Annotated in this window: 15 protein-coding genes and 1 riboswitch; of the genes, 4 read left to right on the top strand and 11 right to left on the bottom strand. The window is 40.6% G+C overall.

Features of this window, described 5'->3' with window-relative positions; translation table 11 throughout:
- Positions 1 to 133: 133 nt before the first annotated feature.
- Together H8Z82_RS02885 and H8Z82_RS02880 are read right to left on the bottom strand one after the other, a co-directional pair.
- Positions 134 to 1,033 carry a hypothetical protein gene (locus tag H8Z82_RS02885; RefSeq protein ID WP_019160772.1) on the bottom strand — a complete coding sequence of 300 codons (900 nt, stop codon included), beginning with the start codon at positions 1,031 to 1,033 and terminating at the stop codon, positions 134 to 136.
- Positions 1,033 to 1,248: a hypothetical protein gene (locus H8Z82_RS02880; RefSeq protein WP_019160771.1), complete on the bottom strand. Its 216-nt coding sequence runs from the start codon at positions 1,246 to 1,248 to the stop codon at positions 1,033 to 1,035. Before H8Z82_RS02880 ends, H8Z82_RS02885 begins: the two co-directional genes overlap by 1 nt.
- Before the next feature lie 180 nt (positions 1,249 to 1,428).
- Between H8Z82_RS02880 and H8Z82_RS02875 the strand changes: the two genes are divergently transcribed.
- A complete protein-coding gene (locus H8Z82_RS02875; protein WP_019160770.1) occupies positions 1,429 to 1,602 on the top strand; it encodes a hypothetical protein in 174 nt (57 codons plus the stop codon).
- A 106-nt stretch (positions 1,603 to 1,708) separates the two neighbouring features.
- Here the strand turns inward: H8Z82_RS02875 and H8Z82_RS02870 are convergent, their stop codons facing one another.
- The 8 genes from H8Z82_RS02870 to H8Z82_RS02835 form a co-directional block, all read right to left on the bottom strand.
- The gene (locus tag H8Z82_RS02870) at positions 1,709 to 2,530 is read right to left on the bottom strand and encodes a HipA domain-containing protein (RefSeq protein ID WP_186994166.1); all 822 of its coding nucleotides are present in this window, start codon (positions 2,528 to 2,530) and stop codon (positions 1,709 to 1,711) included.
- A 6-nt stretch (positions 2,531 to 2,536) separates the two neighbouring features.
- The gene (locus H8Z82_RS02865) at positions 2,537 to 3,160 is read right to left on the bottom strand and encodes a helix-turn-helix domain-containing protein (protein ID WP_019160769.1); all 624 of its coding nucleotides are present in this window, start codon (positions 3,158 to 3,160) and stop codon (positions 2,537 to 2,539) included.
- 156 nt (positions 3,161 to 3,316) lie between these two features.
- Entirely contained in the window at positions 3,317 to 4,675 is a 1,359-nt protein-coding gene (locus tag H8Z82_RS02860; RefSeq protein ID WP_019160767.1) for a M20 family metallopeptidase, read from the bottom strand.
- 139 nt (positions 4,676 to 4,814) lie between these two features.
- Entirely contained in the window at positions 4,815 to 5,465 is a 651-nt protein-coding gene (locus H8Z82_RS02855; protein ID WP_186994165.1) for an SDR family NAD(P)-dependent oxidoreductase, read from the bottom strand.
- Positions 5,465 to 6,022 (bottom strand): ECF transporter S component, encoded by a 558-nt coding sequence (locus H8Z82_RS02850; RefSeq protein ID WP_008706068.1) that lies wholly within the window; start codon positions 6,020 to 6,022, stop codon positions 5,465 to 5,467. The genes H8Z82_RS02855 and H8Z82_RS02850 overlap by 1 nt, the downstream gene beginning before the upstream one ends.
- Positions 6,019 to 7,008 (bottom strand): nucleoside hydrolase, encoded by a 990-nt coding sequence (locus tag H8Z82_RS02845; RefSeq protein ID WP_186994164.1) that lies wholly within the window; start codon positions 7,006 to 7,008, stop codon positions 6,019 to 6,021. Before H8Z82_RS02845 ends, H8Z82_RS02850 begins: the two co-directional genes overlap by 4 nt.
- 118 nt (positions 7,009 to 7,126) lie before the next feature.
- Positions 7,127 to 7,171, bottom strand: a riboswitch (PreQ1 riboswitch).
- A 36-nt stretch (positions 7,172 to 7,207) separates the two neighbouring features.
- A complete protein-coding gene (locus tag H8Z82_RS02840; RefSeq protein ID WP_186994163.1) occupies positions 7,208 to 7,894 on the bottom strand; it encodes a TMEM165/GDT1 family protein in 687 nt (228 codons plus the stop codon).
- 15 nt (positions 7,895 to 7,909) lie between these two features.
- Positions 7,910 to 8,911, bottom strand: a complete 1,002-nt coding sequence (locus H8Z82_RS02835; protein WP_186994162.1) for a calcium/sodium antiporter — start codon at positions 8,909 to 8,911, stop codon at positions 7,910 to 7,912.
- 470 nt (positions 8,912 to 9,381) lie between these two features.
- On the opposite strand from H8Z82_RS02835, the gene H8Z82_RS02830 reads away from it, so the two are divergent.
- The 3 genes from H8Z82_RS02830 to H8Z82_RS02820 all read left to right on the top strand — a co-directional run bounded on the left by H8Z82_RS02830 (position 9,382) and on the right by H8Z82_RS02820 (position 13,015).
- Positions 9,382 to 10,401: an ABC transporter substrate-binding protein gene (locus tag H8Z82_RS02830; RefSeq protein ID WP_186994161.1), complete on the top strand. Its 1,020-nt coding sequence runs from the start codon at positions 9,382 to 9,384 to the stop codon at positions 10,399 to 10,401.
- A gap of 325 nt (positions 10,402 to 10,726) precedes the next feature.
- On the top strand, positions 10,727 to 11,839 hold the full coding sequence (locus H8Z82_RS02825; protein WP_186994160.1) for an ABC transporter ATP-binding protein: 1,113 nt from the start codon (positions 10,727 to 10,729) through the stop codon (positions 11,837 to 11,839).
- An 87-nt stretch (positions 11,840 to 11,926) separates the two neighbouring features.
- Positions 11,927 to 13,015 carry a PucR family transcriptional regulator gene (locus tag H8Z82_RS02820; RefSeq protein WP_186994159.1) on the top strand — a complete coding sequence of 363 codons (1,089 nt, stop codon included), beginning with the start codon at positions 11,927 to 11,929 and terminating at the stop codon, positions 13,013 to 13,015.
- A 58-nt stretch (positions 13,016 to 13,073) separates the two neighbouring features.
- Here H8Z82_RS02820 and H8Z82_RS02815 read toward each other — a convergent pair whose 3' ends face one another.
- Positions 13,074 to 13,970, bottom strand: coding sequence for an undecaprenyl-diphosphate phosphatase (locus tag H8Z82_RS02815; RefSeq protein ID WP_186994158.1), 897 nt, complete (start codon positions 13,968 to 13,970; stop codon positions 13,074 to 13,076).
- Between the last annotated feature and the right edge of the window lie 44 nt (positions 13,971 to 14,014).

Below are 14,014 nucleotides of genomic sequence, written 5' to 3'. Positions count from 1 at the left end.
CTATGTCAACTGTTTCCGGGATATTTTTAAAAACTTCACTGCTACGGCAACCGAGTTCAGGTATCCACATACTTTTTCGGACAGAAAACCACCGCATTGTCATATATTAACACAATGCGGTGGTATAATTCTCTCAAAACAGATCCAGCATACTGTCCAGATAGATTTTTTCTCTGACATGTATCTGGTATTCCGGTCTGGTCATGTAATAGAGCAGAAATTCCAGTATCAGGGCACTTCCGAGTCCTCTGCCTTCTATTTTTAAATTTGAAAATCCCATTGGCAGATAGATATCCCGGATATCATTGATTCCAATAAACCCCGGATTCTCCATAGCTTTTGAAAAAAGATAGCCCCTCGCCCCGTCTGGTGCCTTGCAGTGATGCTCCGGACAGTTTTCGCCCAGATTTTTACGGCTGACCGTTTCATAGCAGGCTTTTCTGTCCCTGCAGCCGAACCAACAGCATTCATTGCAGAGAAATTCTACTTTGTCCTTCTCAGCCTGAGACAATGTATTTAACTTATCAAAAGCCTTGTTTAGCCGGAAATCCGGCACAACATAACGGAAATCTTTTCTCCGGATTTCTTCTTCAAACTGTGTAAAATCTGTCAGAACCTTGGTAGTGGAGGAAACAAAATAGAGTCCCGGATACTGCTCCTTAAGATATTCCAAAAGCAGTTCTGAATAAATGATCACGCCGTTTTGCGGTTCTCTGTTTCTCTCAAACAACCGGCACAGTGCATTGCATTTTCTGTCTGAAAGGTGCTCCTGGCGAAGCAGGGAATTGCTGAAAGTCAGCCGGGCAGAAATCCCATATTCCTGCATTAGTTCAAGAACCTCCTCCGGATCATTCTCTCCGAAGCCAGCCCTGCCTCCACCCCAGATACAATCTGCCGGAGCACCATATATGGAGCCAATTTCACACCAGTCGTAAAAATATTCCCTGTGTTCCCGGAATAAAGGCAGGAACATCCGGTACAGCTCATAAAATTCAAACAGCCCGGGCAGGTGAAAATATGCTTTCTCCTTCATTAATCTTCCAGTACATCCTCTATGGTTTCCGAAGCATCCTCAAGAGCGTCCAGGGCTTCGATCAGTTTATCTGCTTTTCCTGTGTGTGTCTCCTCTTCTTCATACTCATCGATCAGTGCTGTCAGCTGATCTTTTATTTCTTCCAGACCTTCATAGATTTCCTTTAATTTTTCTTCCCGTTCCATTACGGATGAAAGCTTTACAACTTTAGACATTTTGGTACCTCCCATATCGCATTTTCTTTAGGAAAAATTATAACACTGCCCTCTTTTTATGTCTATATGATCCTGGAGCGTGTTTGAAAAATGCTCTAAGAGACTTGTGATACTTGTTTTCTCTGTGGTATTCTATATCTATGATTATTGTATTACGCAAAATGTGAATGGAGGATTTTTATGTTAGTTTGTGATTATATTGTAGAATCTATTGACGGTGACTATGCACATCTTCGCAGAACAGATCTGCCTGAAGAAGAACTGAAGCTCGTAGCACGGGCACTTCTGCCCTTTGAGATTACGGAAGGATGCAGATTACATTATGAAATGATGCAGTATAGTATCATTGACTGATTTGACAGTCTCCGACTCACAGCTGTTACAAAAATTTATCAGAAAAGGCAGGTAAGTGACTTTTTTATCCTTTACCTGCCTGTAACTTCACACACTCTCTGTAATATCATTTTTTCATCAGATACCCATATTTACGCATCTGCCTTCTTAACAGCTGCTCCACGCGTCTTATTACTTCCCTGGGATAATTTTCCGAATTCTTCTGTAGGTATATCTGAATATCTTTAGAAGTAAATTGGAAACCAATCTGAATGCCATACAGTTCTTCTGCTGCATCCAACTGTATATCGAAATCAGCGCTAAATGGCTTCGCCTCAATTTTTTCCAGACAATATTCCAATGACTGATCAATAGGATAATCCTGATTTATGTCGGCAAACATACAAAGTCCTTGATCAAAGAAAGGACTCAGTTCATATTTCTGTGTCTTTTCATTATAAATGACCGCAATATTATTGGTATGTCTGTCCTCGTTCATGAAAAATGCATCTATTTCCAGCATTGCAGTCAGATACGCTCCAAAATTATCTATTTTAGTAATTTCTTCCACCTGAGTTACCAGGTACTGAATGCGTTTTGAAACATCTTCAAAATCTGAGAGCTTTACTGCCAGACTTTCACCTGTATATCGACGATACAATTTTTCCAGCGGAATCAGAACCTGATTTGCTTTCAGAAAATCCAAACTGGAACAGCCCTGAAATATTTTCCCATTATACTCAATTACAGCTGCTTCATACTCAACAAAAGGAAAAGGACAGGTACTTTTCTGCAAAAGGTCAGATACAAGAACTTCCGATAAACCTTCATATCCCATATAGTCAGCCTTATACCACCTGTCATCAATTTTCCATTTGAGCTGATCTCCCTTGGAAGTATGACCGCTCTTATGCAAGGGAGAATATGCATCAAAATTGCGAATTTCCATTTTTGATCAGCCCTCCTTTTTCAGAATCATAATCCATTGATGATCATCTGACATACGCCCCTGTGTTTTTTCAACAATTAACAATGGATCATAAAATGGAAGTCCCATCTCTCTCAAAATATCTTTCCTGTGATCGCGTGTTCTGGGAAAACAGCGTTCTTCCAGAAAATATTCAAAATCAGCCCAATCCGGATCAGTTACAACTCCAAATGCCCGGAAAATAATCTGATCTGTGTAGTTTTTAATCTTGATTTTTTCATGCCTGAAATCAATATCTATCGTTGTACACAGATCATCATGATTCATGAAATTCATACGCATTTTCACATCCGGATCATTAGAAAAATTATAGGCTCGCTTTATCTGACTGTAAATCGTCTGACGGGAAACGTGATACTGTCTGGCAATATCTGTAATTTTTTCTCCCCGGTCCTGCAGTGCCAAAATATGTGCCAGCTGCTCTTCTGTAAACGAATTTTTCCTTCCGGTATTTTTCTTCTTTTCAGAAATACTGCTATTATTCATATCTGCCTTCAAACATCTGTAATTGTCAGCATCTCTGGATATCTGCTTCAGTTCATGAATATCTGTTGTTCCAAAAATCTGCTGTATTTGATCTTGAAAGTTCATATTCATATCACCACCTTCAAAAAGACATTATGGAAAACACTTTCACACAGAACAGTTTGTGTAATTGAGTATAGCATGAAGCAAAAAGAAGTGTCAAGAAATAGTTTCTTGACACTTCTCTGCCCATATCTACTCAATATGATTATATATTTTTCATCAGATTGCCAGAAGGTTCTTGATTGCTTCCATATAAACCAGAACTGCCTCTTCCATTCCGGATACGAGGATAAATTCATCTGCACTGTGGATACGATAATCAATTCCAGGTTTCTCAGGTCCAAATGCAATGATATTCTTAAGAGACTTTGCATAAGTTCCACCACCGATCACCATCGGCTTGTTCTCTGTATCGCCTGTTACATCTGTGTAAGCTTTGTATAAAGCATTTACCAGTGGGGATTCTCTTGGGAAGAATAATGGATCACCAATCTCCAGGATTTCCATGCGGCCATTTTCATCTTCCAGTCTGTCTGCACACATTTTGCGGACTTCGTCTGCTTTTAATGTGACAGGTACACGGATATCGATAGTACAGGAAACGACACCATTTTCTGTCTTAATGATTCCGTTACATAAGGTGAGATCTCCGTACTCATCTGCAAATTTAAGTCCAATCCCTGCACCGTCACAGGATGTACCGATATGTGTATTGTAGAATTTTACAAAATCATCTTCGAATCCTGCTTTTTCCAGACACTCAAAAGTAACTCCTGCTGCGTTCACTCCGAGAGTTGGTGTGCTGGCATGTGCCGGAACTCCTTTTGCATAGATACTGATCTGTCCATTTTCTTCTGTCAGTTTGTATTCCTGAAGTTTTGTTTCAGAAAGTGCTGCTTCCAGTTTTTCTTTCAAACCAGCCTCTGCCGGAACAACGATGGTGCAGGAATCACATACTGCATTGGAAACGAAACCGCCATCTGCGGAAATGATCTTTGTATTCTTTGAATATGCCATCATTCCCATATGACCTTTCTCGCCATGAATACACGGGAAGCTGGCATCCGGAGTAAAGCCACAGGATAATTCTTCTGCCACTTCATTATAATGTTCCATACATTTGGAACCTGTTTCCTCATTACATCCCATAATGAGACGTACTCTCTTGTTCAGCTTCACACCTGAATCGCGGAGAAGCTTCATTGCATAAAGAGCTTCCAGAACAGGTCCCTTATCATCTGTTGTTCCACGACCGTAAACATAATCACCCTCACGTGTCAGTTTAAACGGATCATAGCTCCAGTCCCCACCTACAGGTACGATATCCAGATGTCCGGCAATACCAACAATCTCATCACCCTCGCCCATCTCTGCGTAACCACAGTAATTGTCCAGATTGACTGTTTTAAATCCAAGCTCCTGTGCAATCTTAAGACCTTCTTCCAGTGCTTTGGCAGGACCTTCTCCAAAGGGTTTTCCCTCTGTGGGAGTGCCAAGCTGAGAATCAATGGCAACCAGCCTTCCCAGATTGGTAAGCATCTCCTCTGTTAATCCATGAATCTGTTCTTTAATATCCATAATTTTTGCGCCTCCAGTTAAATACTTTCTTTATCTTTGAAATATCTTTATCACTATTTTCCCATTTTATCATATTCAGGCACAAAATAACAGCAGATTCCAGAAATGATTTCTCAAAACACGATTTTTAACCTTCACTCTATGGCCAGATAAAATTACAGTTTCCGGCCTCCAGACCGTCAATGAGAATGTTCTGGCCTGTACAGAAGCGGTTTTTTACCGCCATAAAGTAAATCCACTCTGCTGCCTCTTCCACAGACATCCACCGTTTCAGAGGTGTAAGCTCCATAATCTGATCCCAGAGCTTTTCATCCTCCATCACCGGCCGGTTCAGCTCAGTCATAACCCCGCCGAAATCCAGACTGTTGCATGTGGCCTGATAAGGAGCTATCCTCATGGCCACGTTTTTCGCATAGGCAAGGACTCCTCCTTTGCTTGCCGCATATTCCGGAAATTCAGACCCTGTATGTCCGCTTGCTGATCCGATCATAATAACAGAATAAATATTGGGATGAATGCCGTAATGTTCTGTAACAGAAATCGTTCCCTTCAGATTTACATCAATATCATCACCATTCTGAACCCCTGCATTATTGATCAGAATATCTACCGGTCCGATTTCCGGATAAGCGCTTTTGTCTCTGATATCCAGACAGAAATGAGTATATTTCGGATGTTGAATCGTGGATAGATTTTTATCAAATCCATAGACTTCATGATTTTCTTTCAGAAAAAATTCTGCACAGCCTTTCCCAATCCCGGATGCTGTGCCTGTAATCAGAACTTTCATCAGGCAAAATTCTCCTTCATACTTTTACGCAGCGCTGTAATAAGAACTGCTGCTACTGCAATACACAGAACCCTGTCAATGTAGTCTGTGATAAACTGAACCACAAAGCAGCTTCCTACCATTCCAAGAGGTGTTTTTGCCAGAAGCTGCACAAGAACAGTGGATCCGGAGGAAGTGATTCCTCCAAATAAAAACGCCGTAATACAGGAACTGATTATGGTAGATGGGAGTGTGATCACAAGAGCAGCCGGAAATATCTGCCACTTTTTCGGCTGGAATTTTCTGTACACAAGACCTGTCACAAAACCAAGAAGAATTCCTACCGGAGCGTAATACAGGGAATAAATATCTACAGTCATTCCCATCAGCAGGCCGCTGAGCAAATTGGGCAGCATTCCATAAAAGGGTCCCAGGACAGCAGCCACAAATACTGTTCCAATACTGTCCAGATAAATAGGAAGCTTCAGAAATAAAGCAATCTGTCCTCCCACAAAATTAATGCAGATAGCAAAAGCGATCATACAGATTTTCTGTACACTTATTTTTTCAGTTTTCATTTTAAATCTCCTCGTATTAAATCTTGTAAAATATCCAGTTCTTCCGGTTTCTGATCAAGGATTCTTGAAAGAAACATCTGAAAGAATCCATACACATCTACCTCAGTCAGCACCCTTGCATTTGGAGTTTTTCGGTAGAAATTCATAGAATCCACAACAGACTGTCCAAGAGAAATTCCCTCTGTTTCAATCTGTACATAGGAATCAAAGCCTTTGCAGAGTTCCGGATTGATAAAATATGCCACTGCCAGGGGATCATTGATCACACAGCCAATGATATGCTCCCATTCCCAGTGGAAATCAAAATAGAATTTCGTAATCTTCTTTACAAATTCCCCTGTTTCCTTGTTCAGACGGCACATATACTCCAGCAGATCAGGCGTGAGTACAATCTTTCTCGTCACATCCAGCCCGACCATATGGATTTTCTGACCATTCTGATGGAGTGTCTCATACACCAGGGAAGCACCGTCCGGGTCACACCAGTAATTGTATTCTGCAACAGGTGAACAGTTTCCATGACTTTTAAAGCTGCCGCCCATGGAAACAATTTCCTCAATACAGGAAAATGCTTCTTTATCCTTCTGGATCAGTTTGGCAAGATTGGTCATAGGTGCCAGTTCGATTATGGATACTTTCTCTTTTTTCAGCACATCAGCAAGAAAATCCACAGCACTGATCTGCTGCTGATAACCGGTTACTTCAGGCAGAAAGCTTTCGCCAAGCCCGTCTTCTCCATGAGTGTCCAGAGCATTCACGTAATCCCGCCTTAAGGGAGTGCTTTCCCCAATGTATACAGGAACATCCAGACGGTTCATCTGCTTCAGGATTTTCTTTGCATTTCCAAATCCCATCTCCACCGGTGAATTTCCACACACAATGGTGATTCCGATCACTTCGATTTCCGGTGATTTCAGTGCAAGCATAATCGCAAGACTGTCATCAATCCCCGGATCACAATCAATAATTACTTTTCTTTTTTTCATTTAATTCCTTTCTAACTTTTGCCAAAGTAAAAAATGCCTTTGTTTATCCCTCCAATAAACAAAAGCATCAGCAAACAGACCGCTTATGATAACTCATAAGCGACCGCAGTATTTTTTACTTTGCCTAGTTTTTTATACTGGGAGGGTTTCGAACCAGTTTCGATGGTTATTTTAACACATATTTCTATGCATGACAAATTTATTTGATTTTTTTCTTTTTTTTCACAAAAAAGTAGCCACATAAAGCAACAAAAACAATAGTCACAACCATAAGCACCGGCCATACCGGGATTGGACAGACACCTGCACTGATAAGCTTAAGTGCCTGGTAAAGTGTATATACACCGAAAACAAAGAATATGATAAATGCAATTGTATTAAGCAGTCCATCCGGAGTTTTGCTCTTTAAAAGATAACCGACTAACATTCCAAGAATGTCCGCTGCAAAAAGTCCCAGCGAACATGCGATCCATACAACAAAAGCTGCCCCCATACCTTCATTTGCACCAAATGTAATGGCAGTCAGCTGTGTCTTGTCTCCAAGTTCTGCCAGGAAAAATGTACAGAAAACTGCAAGAGGGGCAAACTTAATCTTTGATTTGCCACCCTCTTCCTCTTTATCATCCTCATCTCCGGCAATTGTTGATGCAGCAAAATAAAGAAATGCAAGTGCTGCTGCTGTTTTAATAAGCCAGTCAGGAATAAATTCACTGACCAGCCCACCTGCAAGAACAGCCAGTCCATTAAGTACAAGGATTGCTGCTGCAGTTCCCAGTATAATATCTTTTAACTTGTGTTTAGAGGTAAGAGCAATAAGCATAAGCTGGGTTTTATCTCCCATCTCTGCTATAAATTCAGTAAAAAATATCTTAAAAAACAATATCATTTCCTGATATCTCCTTTATCTTATTACAATGTAAACCGCATATATCGCATAAAGTGCAACCATAGCAAATCCTTCGATTTTTCCGATTTTCTTTTTGGTTCCTGCAAATATCCATACACAGACTGTAAATACAATAAGTACACACAGATCAATAATATTCTCCGTGATCAGGCTGATCGGACTAATTGCTGATGCAATACCAAGTACCATAAGTATATTAAATACATTGGAACCAATTGCATTGCCAAGCGCCATATCAACTTCGTTCTTTCTGGCTGCAACTATTGAAGTTACAAGCTCCGGAAGTGATGTTCCTATTGAAACAATCGTAAGCCCGATAAGTGTCTGGCTCATTCCAAGGTCACTTGCTATCCTTGATGCCGCATCTACAGTAATATCTCCGCCAACTGCGATCGCAGCCGCGCCGCCAATAATAAACAGAATACTGAGCGGCACGGAAATCAGCCTGATCTCTTCCTCTGAAGCGCCTTCAATCTCAACCTTCCTGCCTTCCTTACTTGCCTCTAATGCAACCTTGATCATGTAAGAAATATAGCCTGCAAAGGCGCCAAGGAATATTACACCGTCAAGATGTCCAAGTATCATGCCTGCTTTATCGCCAAATCCTGCAATTCCCAAAAACAATAAAAGTCCTGCACAGATAAGAGAAAATGGAATATCTCTCTTTATTGTTTCTTTTGCAACATTTACTGTGGCGATCATTGCACACACACCAATAACAACCATCAGGTTGAATATATTGGAGCCGACTACATTACTTACTGCAAGCTCATTATTGCCAGTAAGTGAAGCTGATACACTGACTGCAGTCTCCGGAAGTGATGTTCCCATTGCAACAATGGTAAGTCCGATAATGATAGACGGAACATGCAGTCTCTTTGCTACACTTGAACTTCCCTCTACGAAAAAGTCTGCACCTTTAATAAGCAGCACAAAACCTATTACAAGAAATACAAGCACAAGGGCAAATGGGGCGTTGTTAATGAATTTTTCCATATGTTTTCTCCTTTTATTCTCCATAACAGTATTGTCAGCCGAAATATCCGCCATTACAAGTATACCCAACAACCGTAAAAGAATCCTGCTATTCTGCCCGGAAAGCCTTTATACTATAGAAACATTACAGAGTAATTTTCTGTGGTATAAAAAAGACTCATGTATATCAATTACCAACCAATGCATCATACATAAGCTGCTAATCGATATACATGAGTCTCATTATTTAAGATTTGCCAGATTATACTCTCTAATATAATCAGAATGTTGACAAACCACACTTTCGCGCTAACTACTCCCTCATGGAATATTAAGTTACTTGACAAAGTTTATCAAATGTCTTGGGGATTGTCAACAAAGTTTGATGTTTTTTATATAAAAATGCAACCCATCTATTTGACTGATATATATGAACGCTTCCTCTGCCTCCTGCATATCTTAACAGCAGAAGTTTGTAAAGGAGTATCTGTATGAAAAATAAAAAATGGATTGCACTGACAACTGCGGTTATACTTGCTGTGACTGCTCTGCCGGTAACAGTATTTGCAAAGAAAAAGGACAGTTCGGATGATAAGACGCTTACAAAGGTTACCTTAAATGAAGTGGCACATTCTATTTTCTATGCTCCGCAGTATGTAGCAATTGAAAAAGGGTATTTTAAAGATGAGGGGCTTGATCTGACCCTTGTAACTGGCTTTGGAGCCGATAAAACTATGACCGCAGTCATATCCGGTGAGGCAGATATCGGATTTATGGGCGCAGAAGCATCTATTTATGCCTATCAGGAAGGAGCTACCGATCCTGTTGTAAACTTTGCACAGCTTACCCAGCGGGCCGGAAATTTCCTTGTGGCAAGAGAAGAAATGCCGGATTTTAAATGGGAAGATCTGAAAAACAAAAAAGTTCTTGGAGGCCGCAAGGGTGGCATGCCGGAAATGGTATTTGAGTATATTCTGAAACAGAATGGACTTGACCCTCAGAAAGATCTGTCTATTGACCAGAGTATTGACTTTGGCTCCACTGCGGCTGCTTTTACAGGAAATAATTCAGCAGACTTTACTGTGGAGTTTGAACCGTCTGCTACTGCTCTTGAAAAGCAGGGTGCCGGGTATGTTGTGGCATCCCTGGGTGTTGACTCTGGCTATGTGCCATACACCTCCTATAGCGCCAAAACCAGCTATATGAAAAAGAATCCTGATATCATGCAGAAATTTACCAATGCTCTGCAAAAAGGTATGGATTTTGTCCAGAACCACACTCCTGAGGAAATCGCAGAAATCATCGAGCCTCAGTTCCCGGAAACAGATCTGGATACCATCACAGCCATTGTAAAACGCTATTACGATCAGGACACCTGGAAAGAAAATCTGGTATTTGGACAGGAAGGATTTGAGCTTCTGCAGGATATCCTGGAAGACGCAGGTGAACTGAAAGAACGTACATCGTATGCAGAACTGGTCAACACAGAATTTGCAAAAAATGCTTCCTGAGGATTTGCTTTCTCTGGGTACCCTGTAACTTTAGCACAATATTCGTGTTCTCTCACCAGATCCTTCATATTTTAACTCCAATTTTGAGAAACGCAGACAGAATTTCGTCATTTTGTCCTGCGTTTTTCTCATGTCTTTTGACAGTTTGACGGAATCCCCGGATGTCCATTCCAGCTTTTCGTCAGATTGACAAGAAACCCAACAAATCTTTGTACGATTCTTCCCTAGCCATCCCCCCTCCTTTTCGTTATACTGTCTACAGATGAAAAAAGCGAGTAATCAATCAGCAAAAATAATATAAGATAATTTTGGAGGAAGAATAATTATGGCAAGCTTATCATTACAGCACATTAACAAAACTTACCCAAATGGTTTCCAGGCAGTTAAAGATTTCAATCTGGAGATCGAAGATAAAGAATTCATCATTTTCGTAGGACCTTCAGGATGTGGTAAATCTACTACACTTCGTATGATTGCTGGTCTGGAAGAAATTTCCGGCGGTACATTAAAGATCGGTGACAAAGTTATGAACGATGTAGAGCCTAAAGACCGTGATATCGCAATGGTATTCCAGAACTACGCTCTGTATCCTCATATGACAGTATATGATAACATGGCATTCGGACTTAAACTTCGTAAAGTTCCGAAAGACCAGATCGACAAAGCAGTTCGTGAAGCTGCAAGAATCCTTGACCTTGAAAAACTTCTTGATCGTAAACCGAAGGCTCTTTCCGGTGGTCAGAGACAGCGTGTTGCTATGGGACGTGCTATCGTACGTAATCCTAAGGTATTCCTTATGGATGAGCCTCTTTCCAACCTGGATGCTAAACTTCGTGTACAGATGCGTATCGAAATTTCCAAGATCCACCAGAGACTGGGTGCTACAATCATCTATGTAACACATGACCAGACAGAGGCTATGACTCTTGGTACCAGAATCGTTGTTATGAAAGACGGTGTTGTTCAGCAGGTAGATACACCTCAGAACCTGTATCAGAAACCAGGCAACTTATTCGTTGCAGGATTCATGGGATCACCGCAGATGAACTTCCTTGACGCAGCAATCTCTGAAAAAGGTGGAAATATCATTGCTAAAGTTGGCGAGCATGAGCTGCTTGTTCCTACTGGAAAAGCTAAAGTTCTTAAAGATAACGGTTATGTAGGCAAGACAGTTGTTCTTGGTATCCGTCCAGAAGATATTCATGATTCTCAGATGTTTATCGAAGCTTCTCCAAGTGCTCCAATGAGCTCTGTAGTTAAGGTTTATGAGCTTCTGGGTGCTGAAGTATTCTTATACTTTGATGTTGACGGAACTCAGGTTACAGCACGAGTTGATCCTCGTACAACAGCAAAAACCGGTGACCCGATCAAATTCGCATTTGATATGGAGAAATCTCATTTCTTCGACAAAGAAACAGAACTTACAATCTGCAACTAATTTTAGGAATCTTTTAAAAAACCCGGGGAAAACTCCTCGGGTTTTTGTGTTATAATGTATCTCATAATATGAGAAAGGACCAGCTCAATGAAAATACAACAGATTTTACAGAAATGTCTCACTGACTGGAAAAATATCAGCCAGCTGGATTTCTGCCTGATAGATTCAGAAAATAATGTCTTTGTCTCCACCTGCGACAGAAAACTGCCTGCCCAAAAGAAACTGGATGAATTTCGCCAGAGCAACGCCCTCTGCGTTTCTAATACCAACTGCTGCCTCTATAAACTCACAGAAATCCAGACCGACTCCTATCTGCTGATTGTCTGGGGCAAGGGAGAAGCTGCTTCTACCATCGGAGAACTTGCTGTATGCCAGATTCACAGTCTCTTTACTGCCTACGCTGAAAAAAATGACAAGAACACCTTTATGCAGAACCTCCTTTTAGGTACCTATTCCGAGGTGGATGCTTTTAATCGTGCTAAAAAACTTCATATTGCCACATCTGTCCGTCGTGCAGTTTTTCTTGTGGAAACCAAGCAAAGTAAAGACGAAAATGCACTGGCAACCATTCGGAATATTTTTTCTGCCAGAACTAGGGATTTTATTACAGCCATTGATGATTCCGGAATTATCATTGTTCGTGAACTCCAATCTACAGAAAACTATGACGATCTGGACTCTGTTGCCTGTATGCTTGTGGATATGCTGAATACAGAAGCTATGACCTCTGCCTGGGTTGCTTACAGCAATATTGCAGAGGATATTTCCAGACTGCCTGATACCTACAAGGAGGCTCATACCGCCCTGGAAGTAGGTAAGATCTTCTATGCAGAAAAAAATGTCTTCGGCTATAATCAGCTGGGAATCGGCCGGCTGATCTACCAGCTTCCTGTTTCCATCTGTGAAATGTTTATTGATGAGATCTTTCATGAGGAAACACTGGATTCTATTGACGAAGAAACACTCATCACCATCCGTACCTTCTTTGAAAATAACCTGAATCTCTCAGAAACCTCCAGACAGCTTTATGTACATAGAAATACTCTGGTATACCGCTTCGAGAAGCTTCAGAAGAAATTTGGACTGGATATCCGCGCATTTGAAGATGCACTGACATTTAAGCTGGCGATGATGGTAGTAGATTATATTAAATATTCCGAAAATCACCCTGCCTGAATTATATTTATCAGATTTGAAAAAAGCCCTGTCACTGGACAGAGCTTTTTTATTAGAGTTACGCGATTAAATTTTTACCGATAAAATATCCCAGTACCAGGATACCCAGTACAATTCTGTACCATCCAAATACTTTGAAATCATGTTTCTTGATGTATCCCATCAGGAATTTGATTGCGATAATAGAAACAACAAATGCCACAACCATTCCCACAATCAGGATCATCAATTCTTTTCCTGTGAAAAAAAATCCAAATTTAAGAAGTTTCAGGAGACTGGCACCAAACATTACAGGAATTCCCAGGAAAAAAGTAAATTCTGCAGCTACTGTACGGGAAGTACCTGCAAGAATACCTCCAATAATGGTAGAACCAGAACGGGAGGTTCCCGGAATAACAGATAATACCTGAAACAGTCCAATAATAAATGCCGTCTTAAAGGATAATTTATCCAAGCTGGTACAGGTTGGCTTTCTTCTTTTATTATAGTTCTCAATAACAATAAAAAGTATTCCATAGAAGATCAAAGCAATTGCAACTACCACATAATTGTTGAATTTTTCTTCAATCACATCATTAAATGGCAGTCCTATGAGAATTGTAGGAATACAGGCCACTATAATCTTAAACCACAGTACCCATTTATCCTTGTCACAAAATTTCTCCACAAAGGTAAGAATTCCTCTGGATACTGTCGGCTGGCGATCCAGAATTGCCTGTTTTTTTGCGGAGACAGGCCTTATATAAAACGGCCACAGTTTATTCCAGTAAAGAACTACTACTGCCAAAATTGCTCCCAGCTGGATCACTACAAAAAACAGATTCTTAAATTCCTCTGTTACATTCAGCTTCAGAAACTCATCCACAAGGATCATATGTCCTGTACTGCTGATGGGAAGCCACTCTGTGATTCCCTCCACAATACCAAGGAAAATAACCTTCAACATTTCAAGCATATATTTGACTTCCTTTCTTATTCTCTTATTCAAAGAAATGACCG

It is taken from the genome of Blautia difficilis (assembly GCF_014297245.1).
GTDB classification, from domain to species: Bacteria; Bacillota; Clostridia; order Lachnospirales; family Lachnospiraceae; genus Blautia_A; species Blautia_A difficilis.
The sequence above is the reverse complement of the archived record's forward strand: the minus strand, read 5'-3'. Positions and strand labels throughout refer to the sequence as shown.